General features: G+C 65.1%; 14 protein-coding genes and 1 tRNA gene. 11 read left to right on the top strand and 4 right to left on the bottom strand.

Annotated elements, in window-relative coordinates; genetic code table 11:
• Window positions 1-49: 49 nt before the first annotated feature.
• The 3 genes from AB4099_RS19660 to glpK all read right to left on the bottom strand — a co-directional run bounded on the left by AB4099_RS19660 (window position 50) and on the right by glpK (window position 2,863).
• A complete protein-coding gene (locus AB4099_RS19660) occupies window positions 50-949 on the bottom strand; it encodes an HNH endonuclease (RefSeq protein ID WP_441479288.1) in 900 nt (299 codons plus the stop codon).
• A 234-nt stretch (window positions 950-1,183) separates the two neighbouring features.
• Window positions 1,184-1,257, bottom strand: a tRNA-Gln gene (locus tag AB4099_RS19655).
• A 103-nt stretch (window positions 1,258-1,360) separates the two neighbouring features.
• Entirely contained in the window at window positions 1,361-2,863 is a 1,503-nt protein-coding gene (glpK, locus tag AB4099_RS19650) for a glycerol kinase GlpK (RefSeq protein WP_441479287.1), read from the bottom strand.
• Between the two features lie 236 nt (window positions 2,864-3,099).
• Between glpK and AB4099_RS19645 the strand changes: the two genes are divergently transcribed.
• Window positions 3,100-4,194: a Ppx/GppA phosphatase family protein gene (locus tag AB4099_RS19645; protein WP_441479436.1), complete on the top strand. Its 1,095-nt coding sequence runs from the start codon at window positions 3,100-3,102 to the stop codon at window positions 4,192-4,194.
• Between the two features lie 65 nt (window positions 4,195-4,259).
• Window positions 4,260-4,976, top strand: coding sequence for an RlmE family RNA methyltransferase (locus AB4099_RS19640; protein ID WP_113515802.1), 717 nt, complete (start codon window positions 4,260-4,262; stop codon window positions 4,974-4,976).
• An 89-nt stretch (window positions 4,977-5,065) separates the two neighbouring features.
• Here the strand turns inward: AB4099_RS19640 and AB4099_RS19635 are convergent, their stop codons facing one another.
• Entirely contained in the window at window positions 5,066-6,505 is a 1,440-nt protein-coding gene (locus AB4099_RS19635) for a DHA2 family efflux MFS transporter permease subunit (RefSeq protein ID WP_441479286.1), read from the bottom strand.
• A gap of 274 nt (window positions 6,506-6,779) precedes the next feature.
• Between AB4099_RS19635 and guaB the strand changes: the two genes are divergently transcribed.
• From guaB to AB4099_RS19590, 9 genes are all read left to right on the top strand, one after another.
• A complete protein-coding gene (gene guaB, locus AB4099_RS19630) occupies window positions 6,780-8,273 on the top strand; it encodes an IMP dehydrogenase (RefSeq protein WP_441479285.1) in 1,494 nt (497 codons plus the stop codon).
• A gap of 122 nt (window positions 8,274-8,395) precedes the next feature.
• Complete coding sequence (locus tag AB4099_RS19625; protein ID WP_441479284.1) at window positions 8,396-8,806, top strand: MAPEG family protein; 411 nt, start codon at window positions 8,396-8,398, stop codon at window positions 8,804-8,806.
• A 204-nt stretch (window positions 8,807-9,010) separates the two neighbouring features.
• Window positions 9,011-10,264, top strand: coding sequence for an efflux RND transporter periplasmic adaptor subunit (locus tag AB4099_RS19620; RefSeq protein ID WP_441479283.1), 1,254 nt, complete (start codon window positions 9,011-9,013; stop codon window positions 10,262-10,264).
• On the top strand, window positions 10,264-13,404 hold the full coding sequence (locus AB4099_RS19615; protein ID WP_441479282.1) for an efflux RND transporter permease subunit: 3,141 nt from the start codon (window positions 10,264-10,266) through the stop codon (window positions 13,402-13,404). Before AB4099_RS19620 ends, AB4099_RS19615 begins: the two co-directional genes overlap by 1 nt.
• A 271-nt stretch (window positions 13,405-13,675) precedes the next feature.
• Window positions 13,676-14,596, top strand: coding sequence for a DUF2865 domain-containing protein (locus AB4099_RS19610; RefSeq protein WP_441479281.1), 921 nt, complete (start codon window positions 13,676-13,678; stop codon window positions 14,594-14,596).
• A 153-nt stretch (window positions 14,597-14,749) separates the two neighbouring features.
• Window positions 14,750-15,847, top strand: coding sequence for a DUF2865 domain-containing protein (locus tag AB4099_RS19605; RefSeq protein WP_441479280.1), 1,098 nt, complete (start codon window positions 14,750-14,752; stop codon window positions 15,845-15,847).
• A gap of 208 nt (window positions 15,848-16,055) precedes the next feature.
• The gene (locus AB4099_RS19600) at window positions 16,056-17,069 is read left to right on the top strand and encodes an extracellular solute-binding protein (RefSeq protein ID WP_441479279.1); all 1,014 of its coding nucleotides are present in this window, start codon (window positions 16,056-16,058) and stop codon (window positions 17,067-17,069) included.
• 23 nt (window positions 17,070-17,092) lie between these two features.
• Window positions 17,093-18,745 (top strand): ABC transporter permease, encoded by a 1,653-nt coding sequence (locus tag AB4099_RS19595; protein ID WP_162768165.1) that lies wholly within the window; start codon window positions 17,093-17,095, stop codon window positions 18,743-18,745.
• A 147-nt stretch (window positions 18,746-18,892) separates the two neighbouring features.
• Window positions 18,893-20,650 carry an AsmA family protein gene (locus tag AB4099_RS19590; protein WP_441479278.1) on the top strand — a complete coding sequence of 586 codons (1,758 nt, stop codon included), beginning with the start codon at window positions 18,893-18,895 and terminating at the stop codon, window positions 20,648-20,650.
• Window positions 20,651-20,740 lie beyond the last annotated feature (90 nt).

Raw genomic sequence — 20,740 nt, 5'->3', positions numbered from 1 at the left:
CCTGGGCGCGATCGACCGCGCCTCACCAGAGCAGGGTCCAGCAATCACCTCACTGCTTGAAGCAGCTCTCGCGGTGCCAATTGAGGAAATGAGGATGCGGGCGTTCAGCCGGCCGGGCGGGAGCAAACGCGCGGCCGGTTCTGTTCACGAAGGCCCGGATGCCCTCAAGATCGTTCGCATGTCGTGAGATCAGAATGTCCAGGTCATCGGACAGGCTGATCAACCCGCGATCGAACATCCAATGCGCCGTTCCCGAAAGCGCAAGCCCGTTACTGACGATATCGGGACCGTTCGCCTCCACGGGGCGAATATGGGCGGCGGCAACCTCGGCACGACCGCCACCATTGATGAGCCTGAGCCCGGTGATGGCACAGCGCTCGCCATAGGCCCGCAGCACCGTCCGGCGAAATGCTCGATCGCGCACGATCCGTGTGAGCGCAATCGTCAGCCTTTCGCGAGCTTGATCGAAAACAAACGGAGCTTGCTCTTCTGCGAGTTCCAAGGTGGCGTCCGGAGCATCGCGGCGCGGCAGAAGGGGCTCCGCATCGTCGAGGCCGAGGGCGAGAACACGGTTGAAGTCGGCCGAGGAGATCGATCTCACCGCGGCTTGTGCTCGCCCGGATATCCGGCCCTCGTCGTTTAGCACGCCGCGCTCGATGACACCGCTCTCGTCAGCAAAGGGGACGGGATTGGCGAAGTCGAGATAGCTGCCGGGCTCGATCACCGCGATGAACATAGCGGGGGCAGTCGGGTCGGGAATGACCTGCTGAACTTTGGCAATGGCAAAGTACCCGCGCGTACTCACCACCTTGCGCGGCTCGTAGTAGACGATCCAGTCACCGACACAGGCTTGAACACGACCGAGATATTGCCGCGGGAACTGATATCTCTCAGCCGGGCTGTCGTCGTAAATCGAATCGTGACGGTGAATGAAGACGCCGAACCCCATGGCTATTGGTAGCGCGGCGTCGGGACCGAACGCTAGCCTCCTCTCAGAAGCGGCGGGCGAAGAACGGTGTTGGCGCCGAGATCAAGCGCCGCAACGCGCGGATGCGATGCGCTTCAGGTGTTGCGTGCGCTGACGAACCTGATGGAGTCGTGCCCAGCAAGGTCCGAATCCCTCTTGCGAGGAGCCGCACCCAAATCGCTAAGTTCTTGATTTTCAAGAGACGCCACTGGTGAGTGGCTGGGGGACTAGGATTCGAACCTAGACAACCAGAGTCAGAGTCTGGGGTCCTACCGTTAGACGATCCCCCAACGGCGCGAACGCCTTCGTTGGTGAGGCGCGGTCTAAACAACCAGCGCCCGCATGGCAAGCCCATTGTGAGCAATCTTGTGCATGAAGCTGACAGGGCCCCTGTCAGCCTGCGCTCAGCGTCCTCCGTACGCTGTCACGCCAGCCCAGGACCAGCTTTTCGCGCTGGCTGTTCGCCATTCCAGGCACGAAGCGCCGTTCCAGCCGCCAGAGATCGGCGAACCGATCCGGCTCCGGCAACAGCCCTGCATCGAGCCCGGCGAGATAGGCGGCTCCCAAAGCCGTCGTTTCCAGCACCTCGGGCCTGTCGACAGGCAGCGCGAGAATGTCGGCGAGCCGCTGCATGGTCCAGTCGGAGGCGACCATGCCGCCATCGACGCGCAGCACCGCAGCGCCCTGCCCGGCGTCCGGCCAGTCGGCGCGCATCGCGTCGAGCAGATCGAGCGTCTGGTAACAGACGCTTTCCAGCGTCGCCCGCGCCAGCTCGCGCGGGCCGCTGTTGCGGGTGAGCCCGAAAATCGCGCCACGTGCCTCGGCGTCCCAATGCGGCGCGCCGAGCCCGACGAAAGCCGGCACCAGAAAGACCGCCTGGGTCGGATCGGCAGCTTCGGCAAGCGGCCCGGTCTCGCTTGCCGTCTCGATGATTCCAATCCCGTCACGGAGCCATTGCACCGCCGCCCCCGCGACGAAGATTGAACCCTCCAGCGCATAGGTGCGCTCGCCGCCGAGCTGATAGGCGATGGTGCTGAGCAGCCGGTTCTGGGACGCCACCGGCGTCGAACCGGTGTTCAGCAGGGCAAAGCAGCCGGTGCCATAGGTCGACTTCACCATGCCAGGCGTGAAGCAGGCCTGGCCAATCGTCGCCGCCTGCTGGTCGCCGGCCATGCCGCGCACCGGGATCGCCGCACCGAAATGTTCGGGCAGCGTCTCGCCGAACAGGCAGGCGCAATCGCGAACCTCCGGCAGCAATGAGCTGGGGATGTCGAACAGCTTGAGCAGGTCCTCGTCCCAGACGCCGCGCCCGATATCGAACAGCATGGTGCGGGCGGCATTGGTCGCGTCGGTTGCGTGGACGGCTCCGCCTGTCAGCCGCCACAACAGGAAGCAATCGACCGTGCCGAAGGCGAGTTCACCGGCTTCCGCCCGCCGGCGCGCGCCCGGCACATTGTCGAGCAGCCAGGCGATCTTGGTTGCCGAGAAATAGGGATCGATTCGCAGGCCCGTCCGGCTCGAAACCAACGAATCATGGCCTCGCTCGCTGAGCTCGGCGCAACGCGGCGCCGTCCGCCGGTCCTGCCAGACGATGGCGCGGTGGATCGCCTGCCCGGTCCTGCGGTCCCAGATCAGCGTCGTCTCGCGCTGGTTGGTGATGCCGATCGCGGCAATGTCCGCGGCTGAGAGCCCGCCCTTGCTGATGGCCTCGCGGCAGGTCGCCAGGACGCTCTCCCACAGATCCTCGGGCTCGTGCTCGACCCAGCCCGAGGCCGGAAAATGCTGTGGGAACTCGCGCTGCGCCGATGCCGCAGCCCTGAGCGCACCATCGAACAGGATCGCGCGCGACGAGGTCGTCCCCTGATCGATCGCGAGAATATAGCGTGCTCCGGCCATGGCAGCAGTGGTCCTTCCCAGTGGCGGCCCGTCCGATCCGGGCTTTCCCCGAACTTGGCCGAAGCGTGTCGCCGCAGGCAAGCGCTCCACCGACAAATGAACAGCACACAGGTTCCGCTTGGCATCTTCATCAGGCTCTTGTTACGCTTCACCCGAAGCAAGCGGCCGGAGCGTGCAAACCGCGGCCGACGAGGGGTCAAAACACGGTGACGGTCGAGGACCGCCAGGATCGGGATATCGCGCTCGCGGTATCCCCAGAGGTTAATGGCGCCGATCCGCGCCCGATCGGCTCGTCTCCCCTCGGCCCTCCCCCCGCTACGCAAACCTATTACGCACCCTCGCGCCATCCGGTCGCGACCTATGCCGCTCTCGATCTCGGCACCAATAACTGCCGGCTGCTGATCGCCCGCCCGGCCCAGCATGGCTTTCGCGTCGTCGATGCCTTTTCCCGCATCGTGCGCCTGGGCGAAGGGCTGACAGCGAGCGGGCGGCTTGCCGATGCGGCGATGGATCGGGCGGTCGAAGCCCTGAAGATCTGCAAGAGCAAGATGACCCATCGCGGCGTCAGCCGCGCCCGACTGGTCACGACCGAGGCTTGCCGGGCCGCCACCAACGGGCTCGACTTCGTCCGCCGGGTCGCGGCTGAGGCCGATCTCGAGCTCGAGATCGTCGACCAGCGGACCGAGGCCTCGCTGGCCGTCACGGGCTGCGCAGCGCTGGCCCATCCGACGGCGGAAGGCGTCATCGTCTTCGATATCGGCGGCGGCTCGACCGAGATCGTCTGGATGGGCGGGCGCTCGCAGGCGCGCGACCCGGCGGGTCGCATCCGCGAATGGGCCTCGCTGCCGATGGGCGTCGTCTCTGTCGCCGAGCGCTATGGCGGCGTCGATGTCGGGCGTGAAAAATTCGAGCGCATGGTCGATGATTGCAGCGCTGCCCTGAAGCCATTCGCGACGCGCGCCGCGGCGGCAAAAGACGCCGCCGGCTTCCATCTGCTCGGCACGTCGGGCACCGTCACCACCGTCGCCGGCATCCATCTCGGCCTGCCGCGCTACGACCGGCGCCTGGTCGACGGGCTGTGGATGGACGAGACGGATATCCTCGCAGTCATCGACCGGTTGGTCGATATGGACTATGCCGCGCGCTCGGCCAATGCCTGCATCGGCCGCGAGCGGGCCGACCTCGTGCTTGCCGGCTGTGCGATCTTCGAGGCGATCAGGCGCGCCTTCCCGAGCCGAAAGGTGCGCATCGCCGATCGCGGCCTGCGCGAGGGCATCCTGCTCCGGATGATGCATGAGGATCGCGCCTGGTGGCGCCGCAGGCAGGCATGACGTAAGTCCACGGGAAGGAAGCCCCGTAGCCATGAGCACCACCAAGAGATGAGCACCACCCAGCAATGAGCACCACCAAAGGCGGCACCGGCGCCCGCGATATGCGGGTCAAGGTGAAGAAGGCCGGCAAGCTCAAGCATTCCTCGCAGCTCTGGCTCGAACGCCAGCTCAACGACCCCTATGTCAAACGGGCAAAGGAGCGCGGTTTTCGTTCGCGCGCCGCGTTCAAGCTCGAGGAGATGGACGATCGCTACAAGTTCCTGAAGACCGGGCAGAAGCTGATCGACCTCGGCTGCGCGCCGGGCGGCTGGTGCCAGGTCGCGGCGCAACGCATCGGGCTCGAGCGCGGCAAGGGAGCGATCGTCGGCATCGACCTGCTGCACGTCGATCCGATCCCCGGCGTCGATCTCATCGAGATGGACTTCATGGCCGACGAGGCCCCTGCCCTCCTGACCGAGCGGCTCGGCGGCCGGGCCGACGGCGTGATGTCGGACATGGCGGCCAACACCACCGGCCACAAGAAGACAGACCACCTCAAGATCATCGCGCTGGCCGAGGCGGCGCTGGAGTTCGCCTATTCGATTCTGGCTCCCGGCGGCTTCTTCCTGGCAAAACTGTTCCAGGGCGGCGAGAGCGCCGAGCTGCTCGCCATGCTCAAGCGCGACTTCACCACCGTGCGCAACGTCAAGCCGGCAGCGAGCCGGGCGGATTCTTCGGAGCTCTACGTCCTTGCGACGGGCTACCGTCGCAAGGAACAGCCGGCAGCGGATACCGAGGGCTGATCTGTCTTCCAAATGTGCCAGGGGGAGGTCCAGATGACGCCCCCTGCTTGCCCACGGCTTCGCCTGAGGGCTGGAGGCCAGCCCGCCCTTCAGTCCAACGGCTTCTGATCCTCGATCGCCTGGGCCGTTGCCTTGCGCGCGCTGAGCGGTGCGTGACCTGAAACCTCGGCGCCGGCATCGGGTGCAAGCCGCATCATCCAGAGGACCGACGAGGCCGAGATCAGCCCGACCAGCACGAAGGCCGGCCAGAAATCATGCGCGCCCAGCGCCTTGCCGCCGTTCAGCATGTTCGCCGCCTCCAGAGCGAAGGCGCCGATCGTGATCCCGAGGCTGAGTGACAATTGCTGCGCCACGCTGGAGAGGCTGGTCGCACTCGACATGTCCCGGTTCGAGACATCGGCATAGCTCAGCGCATTGATGCCGGTGAACTGCAGCGAGCGGAAGCAACCGCCGATCAGCAGCACGCAGAGCATCAGCCATTGCGGCGTCGTCGGCGTGAACAGCCCGCATGCGGCCAGGAAGGCCGATCCGATCAGCGCGTTGAACATCAGGACGTGGCGGAAGCCGAACCGCGCCAGGATGGTCCTGGCCAGCGTCTTCATGATCATGGCACCGGCGGCCGAAGCGAAGGTGATCAGGCCTGAATGCAGGGCGTCATAGCCGAAGCCGAGCTGAAGCATCAGTGGCAGCAGGAAGGGGATCGCTCCGATGCCGACCCGGAAGATCGAGCCGCCGAGCACGCCGATCCGGTAGGTCGGGATCTTGAAGAGCGAGAGGTTCAGGACCGGATGGGCCGTGCGGCGCGCATGCCAGAGATAGGTCATCAGCGAAGCCAGACCCGCGATGACGAAGCCGATCGAGGCCTCGATCGGCACCAGATGCCGCCCGCCGGTCGCAAGTCCCAGCATCAACGCCGCGAAGCCGAAGGCCGACAGCAGGAAGCCGCGGAGATCGAGCGGCGCGACATCTTCCTCGCGCACATCCTCGAAGAACCGGCTCGCCAGAACGATGCCGATCAGCCCGATCGGAATATTGATGAAGAAGATCCAGCGCCAGTCGAAATAGGTGGTGATGAAGCCGCCGAGCGGCGGCCCGACCACCGGCCCGACCAGTGCCGGCACGGTCAAATAGGCCAGCGCACTGACGAGCTGCGATTTCTCGACACTGCGCAGGATGACCAGCCGGCCGACGGGCACCATCATGGCCCCGCCCATGCCCTGGACGAAGCGCGCGCCGACGAAAGCACCGAGCGAATTCGAGATCGCACACAGGATCGAGCCCAGCATGAAGACGCCGAGCGCCGTCCGGAAGATCGTGCGGGCGCCGTAGCGATCGGCCATCCAGCCCGAGATCGGGATGAAGACCGCGAGGCTAACGAGATAGGAGGTCAACGCCAGCTTGAGCGCGATCGGATCCTCGCCCAGCGATTGCGCGATCACCGGCAGTGAGGTCGCAATCACCGTGGAATCGGTGTTCTCCATGAACAGCGCGCAGGCGACGATCAGGGGCAGGAGTTTGGCGCGTTGCACGGATAAGGAACCTTGCGGCCCGGAGTCGGAATCGGAGAGTTTTGTTCTTTGCCACGCCGGATGTGGCATGAACACGGCCATTTTGCCCGTATCGCGAAGAGATGCCCTGCGCCTGTCGCATGAGTCGCGTTATCGCAGCGCAGCATAATCCGCCTCAATTTCGGCTGAGACCACTAGCGGCGATGCCGCACGCATGATATCGGGCCTCGTCAACTCGGTAGCGGGCGCATGTTGTCGCCCCCCTGAAATGCCCCGCATGGGCTTGGAGTTGGCGATGGCAAGCATCAGTGACACCCTCATCCGCGACGGCCTGACCTTCGACGACGTCCTGCTCGAGCCGGGGCCGTCCGACGTGATGCCGGCCGACGTCAATATCGCGACCCAGCTCACCAAGACGATCTCGCTCAACCTGCCGATCATCGCCTCGGCGATGGACACGGTGACCGAGGCCAGGATGGCGATTGCCATGGCGCAGGCCGGCGGCCTCGGCGTCGTCCACCGCAATCTGGAGGCCGACCAGCAGGCGGCTCAGGTGCGGCTCGTCAAGAAATTCGAATCGGGCATGGTCGCCAACCCGATCACGATCTTCCCTGACGAGACGCTGGGCGACGCGCTTGCGCTGATGCGGCACCATTCGATCTCGGGCATCCCCGTGGTCGAGCGCGGCCCGCAGGGACACAAGGGCAAGCTCGTCGGCATCCTGACCAACCGCGATGTCCGCTTCGCCGACCGCCCCGAGCAGCCCGTCGCCGAGATCATGACCAAGGATCGCCTGATCACGGTGCGCGAAGGCGTGACCCAGGAGGAGGCACGCCGCCTGCTCCACCAGTTCCGCATCGAGAAGCTGCTGGTCGTCGATGATCATTTTCGCTGCATCGGCCTGATCACCGTCAAGGACATGGAGAAGCAGGTCGCCCACCCGCATGCCGCCAAGGACGCGCAGGGTCGTCTCCTGGTTGCAGCGGCGACCACCACCGGCGATCTTGGCTTCGAGCGCTCCGAGCTGCTGATCGACGCCGGTGTCGACATCATCGTTGTCGACACCGCCCATGGCCATTCCGCCAAGGTGCTGGAGGCGGTCACCCGGGTGAAGAAACTCTCCAATACCGTTCAGATCATTGCCGGAAACGTCGCCACCGCGTCCGGCGCGCAAGCTCTCATCGATGCCGGCGCCGACGCGATCAAGGTCGGCATCGGACCGGGCTCGATCTGTACGACCCGCATCGTCGCGGGCGTCGGCGTGCCGCAGCTTACCGCGGTGATGGATGCAGCCTCGGCGGCGAGCAAGGCAGGCATTCCGGTCATCGCCGATGGCGGCATCAAATATTCCGGCGACCTCGCCAAGGCGCTGGCCGCCGGCGCCTCCTGCGCCATGGTCGGCTCGCTGCTGGCGGGCACCGACGAAACACCGGGCGAGACCTTCCTCTATCAGGGGCGTTCCTACAAATCCTATCGCGGCATGGGCTCGGTCGGCGCGATGGCGCGCGGCTCGGCCGACCGCTATTTCCAGCAGGACATCAAGGATGCCCTGAAGCTGGTGCCGGAAGGGATCGAGGGTCAGGTCGCCTATAAGGGGCCGGTCTCCGGCGTGCTGCATCAGCTCGCGGGCGGCCTGCGGGCTGCGATGGGCTATGTCGGCGGGCGCGATCTTGCGGACTACCAGTCCAAGGCCCGGTTCATCCGCATCACCAGTGCCGGCCTGCGCGAGAGCCATGTCCACGATGTCACCATCGTGCGCGAAAGCCCGAACTACCCGACGCGGTCCTGAGGCCCAGGCCTCGCCGATACCATCGTGACGCCGATTGGCCCTCATCCCGCGAAATTGCCTCAGGCGGCAACATCCCGGGGTGAGGGCTTTCTTTTGCATGAACAGCGAGAGGCGAGCCGCCCATGACGATCCAATTGGTCTACCCCGCCCTGGCTCAGATCCTGTGGACCTTCGTCGTGCTTGGCATCCTGTTCCAGCGCCGTCGTGTCGCCTTCCGGAACAAGGAGGTCGGGATGGCCGATATCGCGGTCTCGACCGAGCGCTATCCGGAGCGTGCCCGCCTCGCCGCTGCGAACTATGCCAATCAGTTCGAGACGCCGGTCATTTTCTTCGCGCTGATCATGCTCGCCATGGAGGTCGGCGCGACCGGCACGGTGATTGTTGCGCTTGCCTGGGCCTTCGTGCTGACGCGCATCGTGCACACCTTGATCCATACCGGTTCCAACCGGGTTCCAGCGCGGGCGGCTGTTTTTGCTCTGGGTGTCGTCTGCCTGTTCTGCATGACGGTCGGCATTGTCGTTACGGTACTTTGACATGCTCGTGCGGCGTGCAATGTTCGCAGCCGTACGTCCGTAAGATATACTCTGTCACATCCTCGCTACATCGTGAGACAAACGGTGTTTCGCGCTTGCGCCCAAAACCACCTGCCGGCATGCTAAATGCTTGCGGCTAGGACGGTTTAGGGACGACCGTTCCAAATGGTACAAAATCTGTCCCGCTCTGGCGCAAGGTTTCGCATGGCAGTCTTGTCTTTCGGGCGCGTTGTTGTCGTGGCCGCCGTCGGCGCGGTCGCGGCTGGCGCAGGTCTTCATTATTCCGGCAGATCAGTCCCTCCGCCGCTCGATCGCATTCCCTACGGAAAGATCATCCCGCCCTATGCCCAGCCGGCCCAACAGGCCGCAACGCCATCATCACGCGCTTCGGGACAACAACGCCCGCCCGTGACGATCGTCACGGCCAAGGCTGAACGCCGGCCGATGCCGGTCAGGCTCGACGCGATCGGAACCGTTCAGGCACTCTCCAGCGTTGCGGTGCGCTCACGCGTCGATACGCAGATCATCGAGGTCGGCTTCCCCGATGGTGGCTATGTGAAGAAGGGCGACATGCTCTTCCGCCTCGACTCCCGCCTGGCGGAAGCGCTCCTGAAGCAGGCTGAAGCCGGCGTCGCCCGCGACAAGGCCTCGCTCGCCTCCGCCGAAGCCGATCTGCGCCGGGCGGAAGAACTCGCCAAGCGCGACTTCGCCACGGACCAGCGTCTCGACACCGCCCGCACCCAGGTCGCGACGCTCAAGGCCAGCGTCCGTGGCGGTGAGGCGGCGGTCGACGCTCTCAAGGTCCAGCTGACCTACTACACAATCACCGCCCCGGTTTCGGGCCGGATTGGCGTCGCCGGCCTCAAGGAAGGCAATATCGCCAAGACAGGCGACAACTCGACCACACTGGTCACGATCAACCAGGTCCACCCGATCTATGTCAGCTTCGCCCTGCCCCAGCGTCAGCTGTCCAGCATCCGCGAGGCGATGAATGCCGGCACGGCCGTGGCGGTTGCCACGCAGCAGGGTGCGAGTCGCGGCGTCGAGGGCAAGATCGCGGTCATCGACAATCTCGTCGATGCGACGACCGGCACCATCCAGATGCGCGCGATCTTCGACAATCCCGACGAGACCCTGTGGCCGGGCGCCCTCTGCCAGATCCGCCTGACCCTGCGTGTCGAGCCCGATGCGCTGACCGTGCCCCGCGAAGCCATCCAGAACGGCCAGAACGGCACCTTCGTCTTCGTGATCGAGGACGGCGTCGCCCGCGCCCGCCCGGTCACCGTCGACCGCACCATCGACGAGCGCGTCGTACTTGCGTCGGGCCTGAAGGGCGACGAGACGGTCGTCGTCGACGGCCAGCTCCTGCTGACCGATGGCGCCCGCGCGGTCGAGCGCAACCGGGGCGGCCAGAGGCCGCCGCCGAACCAGACTTCGCAGCGCGGGAGTGCTGGCTGATGAACCTCCCGGAGGCCTGCATCCGTCGTCCGGTGATGACGACACTCCTGATGGCGACCTTTCTGATCTTCGGGTTCTTCGCCTTCAAACAGCTCCCGGTCGCGGCACTGCCGCGGGTCGATTTCCCGACGATCAATGTCAGCGCCCGCCTGCCGGGCGCGAGTCCCGAATCGATGGCCTCCTCGGTCGCCGCACCGCTGGAGCGCGAATTCGCCTCGATCTCGGGCATCACCTCGATGTCCTCGGTCTCGCAGCTTGGCGCCACCTCGATCACGCTGCAATTCGACCTCAACCGCAATATCGACGGCGCAGCGCTCGACGTGCAGGCCGCGCTGAGCGCCACCGCGCGTCGGCTGCCGCCGGAGCTGCCCTCGCCGCCCAGCTTCAGGAAGGTCAACCCGGCCGACCAGCCGGTGCTGTTCATGGTGCTGACCTCGGCGACAAAACCGCTCTACGAAGTCCATGAATTCGGCGAGAACATCCTGCAGCAGCAGATCTCGCAACTGCCTGGCGTCGCGCAGGTCAACATCTTCGGCGCGCAGAAATATGCCGTGCGCGTCCAGGTCAATCCCGACGCCGTCTCGGCTCGCGGCCTGGCGCTGAGCGATGTCCGCAATGCGATCGCCGCCGCCAACTCCAATTCCCCGGTCGGCACGCTCAATGGCGAGAACCAGCGCCTGACCCTTGGCGCCACCGGCCAGATGGAGCGCGCCGCCGAGTACGGCAACCTCATCATCTCGCAGAAGAATGGCGTGCCGATCCGCCTCGAGGACGTGGCGCAGGTCTACGACTCCGTCGAGAACAACCAGACCGGCAGTTGGTTCAACGGGCAGCGCTCGATCATGCTGGCGGTCTATCGTCAGTCCGACGCCAACACCGTCGAGGTCGTCGACAGCATCAAGTCCCGGCTCGACGCCTATCGCGAGCAACTTCCGGCGGCGATGGAACTCAATGTCCTGAACGATCGCTCGATCCCGATCCGGGAGGCGGTGGAGGATGTCGAAGTCTCGCTGATGATCGCAATCGCGCTCGTGATCATGGTGATCTTCCTGTTCCTGAAGAGCCTGGCCGCGACGCTGATTCCGACGCTCGCCCTGCCGATTTCGCTGGTCGGCACCTTCGCGATCATGCACGCGCTCGGCTATTCGCTCGACAACATCTCGCTGCTCGCACTGACCCTCGCGGTCGGCTTCGTCGTCGACGACGCCATCGTCATGCTGGAAAACATCATCCGGCATATCGAGATGGGCAAGAAACCATTCCAGGCGGCCCTCGACGGCTCCCGCGAAATCGGCTTCACCATTCTCTCGATCACCATTTCGCTGGTTGCCGTCTTCATTCCCGTCTTCTTCATGGGCGGCGTCGTCGGCAAGGTTTTCACGGAGTTCGCCGGCACGATCGCCGCCGCGATCATCGTCTCGGGCTTCGTCTCGCTGACCCTCACCCCGATGCTCTGCGCCCGTTTCCTCAAGGCGCATGATCACCACAAGAAGCCGAACCTGATCGAACGCGTCTTCGAGGCGGGTTTCCAGGGGATGCTGGGCGCCTATCGCTGGACGCTGGACTGGGTGCTGAAGGCGCGCATCCTGATGCTGATCTTCACGCTGGCGACGGTCTATATCTCGGCGCAGATGTATATCGACATTCCGAAGGGCTTCTTCCCGACCGAGGATACCGGCCTCCTGCGCGCATCGACCGAAGGCCCGCCCGACACCTCATTCGAGGCCATGGCGGCGCGCCAGATCCGCATCGCCGAAATCGTCAAGGCCGATCCGGCGGTCGATTACCTGACCTCGAATATCGGCGGCTTCAACGCCACCAATAACGGCTTCATGTTCATCGCGCTCAAGCCCAAGGATCAGCGCGAGAAGGCCGAAGTGGTGATCTCGCGGCTGAGGCGCGCGACCGGCGACGTGCCGGGTATCACTGCGGTGTTCCAGCAGGTCCAGAACATCAACCTCAACGCCGGTCGCTCCTCACGCGCCCAGTACCTCTATTCGCTGCAGGGACCGGACCTGAATGCCCTCTTCGCCTATGCTCCGCTGATGCAGCAGCGGCTCGCGCGGCTTCCGCAGCTGCGCGATGCCAATATCGACCTGCAGTTGCGCAACCCCCAGCTCTCGATCGACATCGACCGCGAACGCGCCGCGAGCCTGGGCATTTCCAGTGACCAGATCCGACAGGCACTGGGCAACGCTTTCGGCTCGCGCCAGATCGCGACGATCTTCACCCCCTCGACCGACTATCAGGTCATCATGGAGGCCGATCGCGCCTATCAGCAGGATCCCGCCGTGCTCTCGCGGTTGCTGCTCAAGGCGGCGAACGGCCTGAACGTGCCGCTGGAAACGGTGGCGACGATCAAGCCCAGCGTCGGCCCGCTCGCGGTGAACCGCATTTCGCAGCAACCGGCGGTGACAATCTCGTTCAACACGGCGCCGGGCATCTCGCTTGGCGACGCCGTCAACGCCATCCGTGCGGCCGAGCGCGACGTCAATCTGCCGGCCTCGATCGTGACGAGTTTCGCCGGCTCCGCCCAGCTGTTCCAGGATGCGTTGAAGGGGCAAGGCCTGCTGATCTTCGCCGCAATCCTGGTGATCTACATCATCCTCGGCATTCTCTACGAGAGCTTCATCCACCCGATCACCATCCTCTCCGGCCTCCCCTCTGCCGGCCTCGGAGCGCTGCTCGCCCTGCAGTATTTCAACATGGACCTGTCGGTGATCGCGATCATCGGCATCCTGATGCTGGTCGGCATCGTCAAGAAAAACGCGATCATGATGGTCGATTTCGCGATCGAGCGTCGCAAACAGGGGGACGACGCGCTGACCGCCATCCGCGAGGCGGCGCTTGTCCGCTTCCGTCCGATCATGATGACGAGCTTTGCCGCTATCTTCGGCGTGCTTCCCATCGCGCTCGGCGCGGGCGCCGGCGCCGAGCTGCGCCAGCCGCTCGGCATCGCGGTCGTCGGCGGATTGATCGTCTCGCAGTTGCTGACGCTCTACATCACGCCGGTGATCTACTTCTACCTCGACAAGGTCGACACCTGGCTCTCCGGTCGCAGTCGCGGCGAACGCGAAAGCGTGCCCACCTCCGCCGTCCCCGTCGCCATCCCGCAGGCGGTGCGCGGCCCAGACCTCTGAGGGCGCTCAAAGCCCCCTCTCCTTCATTCCCGCGCCCGAACCTCGCATGTCCCGAGGCTCGGGCCTATTTCTGCAGAATGCATCAAAGGCAAGCGAGTGCCTTAAAGCGGAGAGAACGGCGGCTTGCATAACGCTGGGTGGGTGATCCCTGCCATAAGCAAAGTCGTCGATGTTCCCCATAAGAAATGCCGTGCCGCTATCGGGCCATACTCCGCCCGGAATCCATTCGCCTCCATCCCGGCGGGCCGCTCTGACGCGGTACGGAGCCATGGTGCTGCTCGGATTGGTTCTCGGGGCGAGTGGCACAGCGCTGACCGTCTCGCTCGTTCGGGCAGGCGATGACGCCGGCGTCCGTGCCTTCCATCTTCAGGAGGCGGCGAGACGTGGGCCCAGCGCCGCGCCCTTGACCTATGCTCCGGTCAGTTCCGGCTGGAGGCTGCCGCTCCTCGGCTCATATCCAGATGGCCGGATCGAACATCCCCCCGTTCTGCGCGAACGCGGCAAGCCGCGCGATGCAGCGACCGCAGGCGCCTTCCACGCAACGGCACGTTACGATACCGGCTCGAGCGCCTCCCGCACCATCTGCGTGCGGATGTGCGACGGCTATCACATGCCGCTTGGCCATTTGCGCTCGCAGGCCGACTGGCCGGCGCATGAAGCCCTTTGCAGGGCGATGAACCCCGGCATCCCGGTCAAGGTCTTTCGCGTTCCTGCCGGCGCCGATATCGACGGCGCCGTGGCCTCCGATGGCAGGACCTACGGTTCCCTGCCCGTTGCCTATGACCACGAGAGATCGTCCGATCCGGGCTGCAGGCCCGCCATCCCGTCGGCCGGTGACCGCCGTGTCTCTCTTCTACGCGATTTCACCCTGCGCCCGGGCGACTCGGTGGTGCTTGATGGCAAGGTGACAACCTTCGAGGGTTCTTCCACCTGGCCCTACAACCCGAGGAATTTCCGCGATTTTCGTTCGTCGAACGAACTCAACGCCAACCAACGCCGGACGATCGACGAGACGGTCGGCATTTCCAGCCGTGAAGGCCAGATGCTGGCCCTGCGTCGCGACATGACGGTGCGGGAGGCGAAGATCGGTGACGCAACCACGATCGAGCTGCGCGGCCGTTTCGAGAGCGCCTCGGGTGAATCCGCAACTGCCTCGAACATACAGCGCATCGTCATCTCGCCCGAAAGCTGAGCCCTCTCTCCAGCCATTTTGGCCGGGCGCGCTGCGTTAAGCATCGCGCCCGTTTTGCATGGGCGAACGCCGACGGGCCGTTGATGATTAACGAAAAGTAAACTACACCCCAAGGGCGGCGGACGAAGAACAAGCGCGAGTGGAGTTGACGCGATGTTTCGTGTCCGTGAAATCCCCGACCGGGAAGACCCGCCGTTAAGCAGCCCTGTCCCCGTCGTTGCGCTGGAGCACACTGCTCACGGCAAGAAACGCGCGGGCCGCTTGGCAGCCATGACTGCGCTTGGCCTCGTGCTCGGAGCAGGCGGCGCGATCGGTACGATCTCGCTCGTCCAGGCTGGCGACGATGCCGGCGTCCGCGACTTTCAGCTTCAGGAAGCGGCAAACCGCCGCGCCATGCGCGCCCCGCAAGCTGGCGCCTATCATGCCCCCAACGCCTATGCGCCTGCGCGTGGGATCTGGACCCTGCCCCTGGCGCGCAGCGTCCCGAACGGGCGCCTCGCACATCCGCCCGTGGTCTTGAACCCCTTCAGGTCGGTCGAGCCTCCGCGTCAGATTGCACGACGTCCTACAACGCAGCACGGCGTTGCCCGTCTTGAGACCGTCTCCGGCAGTGGACATGGCGGGCGCACCATCTGCGTGCGGCTCTGCGACGGCTTCCATGCGCCGATCGGCAACCTGAATGCTCAGTCTGACCTCGCGGCCCACGACGCTCTTTGCCGCGCCATGAACCCCGGCATCCCGGTCAAGGTCTTCCGCGTTCCCGCCGGTGCCAGCACGATCGACGGCGCCGTTTCCGCGGACGGCAAGACCTATGGCTCGCTCCCCGTTGCCTACGGCCACGAGAAATCTTCTGATCCAGCCTGCCGGCCGCCGATTGTCGCCAGCGGCGAGCGCCGCGTCTCGCTGTTGCGCGATATCACGCTTCGTCCCGGCGACAGCGTCGTGCTTGACGGCAAGGTCACGACCTTCACCGGCTCGTCGCAGTGGCCCTATAGTCGGCGCGACTTCGTCGATTTCAGATCGGCGCGGGAGCTTAGCGCCGGCGATCGGCGCGGCATCGACGAGAGGGTCGGCATTTCACGCGTCGAAGCGCAGATGCAGGCGCTGCGCCGCAAGCTGCGTACGCGCGAAGCGTCCCTCCGTGACGAGACCGTGATGAGCGATGCAATCGAATTGCGCGGCTCGATCGATCCGCCAACGCGCGGGCCGATCCGCGTGATCGCCGGGCCGGCGTTCCGGCTTTTGCCTTAGCTCCATCGACTGGCTTCGGCGAGCCGATGACAATCTTGGGCGCTGGTTCCGAGGCGCTTCTTCTTTGAATTAATCTAAAGAGACAGCAATTTAGAAAACCTATAAGCAATTGATCTATAACGCTTTTCAATTGACCGCCCTGGTGTCAGGCACTACCGCTCCAGCACCACGAACGTGCAGAGGGCATCTACGCCCGAAGGAGCGAACCATGATCGACAAAACTCGCCTGTCCCTCATCGCCCTGGCGTCCTGCCTGCTCGCTACCCCGGTCCTGGCCCAGAGCGTCAATCTCTACACGACGCGCGAGCCGGCCCTGCTCAATCCCGTCGTCGAGGCCTTCACCAAGGACACCGGCATCAAGGTCAACACGGTGTTCCTGAAGGACGGACTCGAGGAGCGCATCAAGGCCGAGGGTGCAAACAGCCCGGCCGACGTCATGATCATGGTCGACGCCGCGCAGATGATCTCGGCCGCCAATGCCGGCGTCACCCAGCCGATCAAGTCGGCGGCTATCGACAAGATCGTCCCCGCGCAGCTGCGCGATCCGCAGGACAACTGGGTCACCCTGACCAAGCGCGCCCGCATCGTCGTCGTCTCGAAGGATCGCGTGCAGCAGGATGCGATCACCTATGAGGATCTCGCCGACCCGAAGTGGAAGGGCAAGTTCTGCATCCGCGGCGGTCAGCACCCCTACAACAACGCTCTCTTTGCCACCTATCTCGCGCGCAACGGCGCCGAGAAGACCGAAGCGTGGCTCAAGGCGCTCAAGGCCAACACCGCGCGCAAGCCCGGCGGCGGCGACCGTGAAGTCGCGCGCGACATCCAGTCCGGACTCTGCGACATCGCAGTGATCAACACCTACTATATCGGCCTGATGAGCACTGCGGCGAACGAGCAGAAGGGCTGGTTCGAGGCGATCAAGCCGCTGAAGACCACCTTCGCCAATGGCGGCACACATGTGAACATCTCGGGCGCCGCCATCGCCAAACATGCCCCCAATCGCGAAAACGCGGTCAAGCTGATCGAGTACATGCTTGGCGACAAGGCGCAGACCATCTATGCCGACGGCAATTTCGAGTTCCCGGTCAACCCGGACGTCAAGGAAAGCGCCGCTGTGAAGCTGCTCGGCAAGGTCAATGTCGACACCACCCCGCTGACCGAGATCGGCAAGAACCGCAAGGCGGCCGCTGACCTCGTCGACAAGGTCGGCTTCGACAATTGAGCCTGTCTCCCACGGCTGGAGAAGTGCGACGGTCGCCACGCCTGTGGCGGCCGTCGAGCCGTTTTGTCTGGGCCTCGATTGCAGCTGCCGGGCTCGTCGCACTGCCAGTGCTTTCGCTCGGCCTGACCGCGCTTTCGCCGGCAGCCTCGTCGATCTGGCCGCATCTTGTCGCCAATGTCATTCCCGATGCGCTGGCGAACACCGTCATGCTTCTTGCCGGCGTCGGCCTGCTCTGCAGCCTCATCGGCGTCGGCACGGCCTGGCTCGTCACCCAGTATGAGTTTCCCGGCCGCCGTGCCTTCGAGTGGCTGCTCGTGCTGCCATTGGCGATTCCGACCTATCTGACAGCCTATATCTATGTCGAGTTCCTGGGCTTCCAGGGACCCCTGCAGGCGGCGTTGCGGGCAGTGACCGGCTATCGCAGCCTGCGTGACTACTGGTTTCCCGACCCGCGCAATCTGGCCGGTGCGATCTTCGTCATGGGGATCGTGCTCTACCCTTACGTCTATCTCAGCGTCCGGGCGCTGTTCGGTCTGCAGAGCGCGACCATCGTCGAGTCGGCGCGGACGCTCGGGGCCGCGCATGGCACCTTGTTCTGGCGGATTGGCTTGCCCATGGCGCGCCCGGCGCTCGTCGCAGGGTTGACCCTGGCACTGCTCGAAACGCTCAACGATATCGGCGCGACCGAATATCTCGGCGTCCGCTCCCTGACGCTGTCGATCTATACGACCTGGCTCAATCGCGGTTCTCTGGCGGGAGCAGCTCAGATCTCCTGCGTGATGCTTCTCCTGGTCGTCGCCCTGATCGCAACCGAGGCGAGACTGCGCGGCGCACGCCGCTTCACGCTCTCGGTGCGCCAGCCGCGTGCCGTCGGCCGCCGCCTCCTGTCCGGGCGCATTGCGCTCGCAGCCAGCGCCGCCTGCGCCCTCCCCCTGCTGCTCGGCGCCCTTCTGCCGATGGGCTTTCTCCTCCAGGAGGTACTGACGCGCGGCCTGCTGCATCAGTTCGACATGGCCCTGCTACGCAATCTCCTGAATGCCCTGCTGCTTTCGGCTGGCGCCGCTCTGATCGTGGTGGCGCTCGGCCTTGGCATCGTAGCCGCAGGCCGGCTCGGTCGCGAAACCTGGTTACCGGCGCTCGCGCGCACCGCCTCGCTTGGCTATGCGCTGCCCGGCACGGTGCTCGCGCTCGGACTGCTCGTCCCGCTTGCCGCCTTTGACAATCTCGTCGCCGACACCGTCTCCGCACTGTTCGGCGTCAATCCAGGTCTCATCCTGATCGGCTCGGGCGCGGCTCTCGTGATTGCCTATGTCGTACGCTTCCTGTCGATCGCGATTTCGGGCATCCAGAGCGGCCTCGCCCGGATCTCGCCGAGGATCGACGATGCCGCGCGCGCCCTCGGCTCGAGCTCGGGCGAGGTGTTGCGGCAGGTGCACTGGCCGCTCGCGCGTCCTGCCATTGCGGCGGCCGCCCTGCTCGTCTTCGTCGACTGCCTGAAGGAACTGCCCGCGACACTGCTGCTGCGACCGCTGAACGTCGACACGCTCGCAACCATCGTCTATGGGCATGCCTCTCGCGGCATGTTCGAAGACGGAGCGCTGGCTGCGTTGCTGATCGTGATCGCCGGCCTTTATCCCGCCATCATTCTGGCACGAGCCGGTGGCACGAAGGGGTGACACCGTAAGGCGTTACGGCTCTCTTTGCCGATCCACAGTTTGTATGCCGGAAATGGGCCCCTCAACTCGACAAGCCCCCCGGCATCGTCATAAACAATTTTAGCTTGACCTCCGGTTCGATTCCGGTTGCAGCCCGGCCGAAGGCCCATGACACGACGCGTTTCCATTCTCGCCTATTCGCTCGCCATCGGCCTGATGCTGCTTGGCCTGCAATCTTGGGGCGTTGCCGTCGGGCTGGTCGAGCGACATGTCGTTGCCCGCATCGAGGATCGCACCGGCCTCAAGGTGACCAGCCTGGAGCATGCGAGTATCGTCCTGCTGCCTTTGCCGCGGATCGAGCTCTCGCAAGTCAGCTTCAAGCAACATGACGGCCTGCTCTCCGGCAAGGCATCGCAGCTCAAGGCCCGCGCGCGCCTGCTGCCGCTATTGGCAGGGCGCCTCTCCTTCGACCGGATCGATCTGATCTCTCCTGAGATCGATGCCACCGTTTCAGGCAGGGAGGATGAGCTCTCGGAGTGGCTGGCGCCGCCCCTCGCCTATCTCAGTGGCCTCACGAACCAGAGCCGGATCGTGATCATTTCGGGTTCGGTCTTTGCGCGGGCCGAAGGCGCGATCCGCACCATCCTGCGCGATGTCAATCTGATCATCGAAGATCGCGACCCCGAGGAGCCGATCATCGCCTCGGGCTCCGTGACCTGGCGCGGCGTCGCGACCAATCTCAGCGTTGTCTGGCCGGTCGCCGGGGAAAGCGCCAGGCTCTCGTTGTCCGCGACCTCCGAACGGATGAACCTGCGCCTGGACGGCATACGATCCGGCCTGCGCGAGCCGGTCTTCAATGGGCAATTGAGCCTCTCGACGCGGTCGCTCCCGGAACTGTTCGACTGGTTCGGTGAAACGCCCCGCCTCGCGCCTGCCATCGGACAGCTCAGCATCGCCGCTGAAGCCCAGATCAAGGCCAACGAGATCTCGCTCAGCAACGCAAGCGCCATCTTCGACGGGGACCGCCTCGACGGCGCGATCATGCTCGGCGAAGCCGGCCACCGCTGGTCCCTCTCCGGAACACTCGCCGGCGCGACGCTCGATCTTGGACGCATGACCAACCGGCTCGGCCTGCCCAAGCCCGGCACCGGGCTCTCCAACCCGACGCCGCTCGAATTCGAGGCCTGGACGGCCCATGACATCGACCTGCGCGTCTCCGTGGATGCGGCCCGCCTTGGCGGCGCCCGTCTCAGTGACGTCGCGACCCAGTTGCTCGTCAAGAAGGGCCGCTTCGAGGCCGGGCTGCTTCGCGCGACGGCCTATGGCGGCAGCGTCAAGGGCCGCCTGCTTGCGAGTGCGGCCCCGAACGCCGTCGACGTGAAGCTGCAAGGCATTCTCGACCGGATCAATCTCGGGCAGAGCGCAACCGACCTGCCCGAACTGCCGAAACTAAGCGGGCAAGGCAATCTGCAGTTCGCGCTGGATGGCACCGGCACCACCGCCGAGGCCGTTCTCGCCTCCATGAACGGAAAGGCGAGCCTCAGTCTGCGTCAAGGCGAGCTTGGCGGCTTTGCTTTCATCGACCTGCTGCGCCGCGCCGAGCGCAATCCGGTTGCGGCCCTGCGGGAATGGCGGCAGGGCAAGACACCATTCGACAGCGCGAGCGCCACGGCTAATGTCGCGGATGGCATCGCGACAATCGCTGATGCCCAGATGACCGGCCCGACCTATCGTCTCACTCTCGCAGGCCAGGCATTCCTTCCGCAAGGCTGGATCGAGATGGCCGGCCAGTTGGCGCAGCAGAGCGGCTCCCTGACGGTGCCCCTCGTCCTGCAGGGCCCGCTCGAGGCTCCATCGCTGGCGCTCAACTCGGAAGCCACCTTGCGGCCTGCCGGCAGCACCCTGCCAAATCTCCTGACCCGCTGACGCCCCGTCCGGTTAGTCAGGGCAGATTGAGCCTCAGCCTGCGCGGGCAGCCCCGCGATTGACCTGCCCACGGGTCGGGTGTTTCCTCAT

Origin of the sequence: Allobosea sp. 2KB_26 (genome assembly GCF_052115715.1) — a bacterium.
Classification (GTDB): Bacteria; Pseudomonadota; Alphaproteobacteria; order Rhizobiales; family Beijerinckiaceae; genus Allobosea.
This window is presented reverse-complemented; position numbering and strand designations above follow the sequence as displayed.

Excerpts from the sequence above, each read along its gene's own strand:
- AB4099_RS19590 (WP_441479278.1), top strand. The coding sequence starts at position 18,893 with ATGACACGACGCGTTTCCATTCTCGCCTATTCGCTCGCCATCGGCCTG.
- AB4099_RS19625 (WP_441479284.1), top strand. The coding sequence starts at position 8,396 with ATGACGATCCAATTGGTCTACCCCGCCCTGGCTCAGATCCTGTGGACC.
- AB4099_RS19620 (WP_441479283.1), top strand. The coding sequence starts at position 9,011 with ATGGCAGTCTTGTCTTTCGGGCGCGTTGTTGTCGTGGCCGCCGTCGGC.
- AB4099_RS19600 (WP_441479279.1), top strand. The coding sequence starts at position 16,056 with ATGATCGACAAAACTCGCCTGTCCCTCATCGCCCTGGCGTCCTGCCTG.
- AB4099_RS19640 (WP_113515802.1), top strand. The coding sequence starts at position 4,260 with ATGAGCACCACCAAAGGCGGCACCGGCGCCCGCGATATGCGGGTCAAG.
- glpK (WP_441479287.1), bottom strand. The coding sequence starts at position 2,863 with ATGGCCGGAGCACGCTATATTCTCGCGATCGATCAGGGGACGACCTCG.
- AB4099_RS19660 (WP_441479288.1), bottom strand. The coding sequence starts at position 949 with ATGGGGTTCGGCGTCTTCATTCACCGTCACGATTCGATTTACGACGAC.
- AB4099_RS19615 (WP_441479282.1), top strand. The coding sequence starts at position 10,264 with ATGAACCTCCCGGAGGCCTGCATCCGTCGTCCGGTGATGACGACACTC.
- guaB (WP_441479285.1), top strand. The coding sequence starts at position 6,780 with ATGGCAAGCATCAGTGACACCCTCATCCGCGACGGCCTGACCTTCGAC.
- AB4099_RS19605 (WP_441479280.1), top strand. The coding sequence starts at position 14,750 with ATGTTTCGTGTCCGTGAAATCCCCGACCGGGAAGACCCGCCGTTAAGC.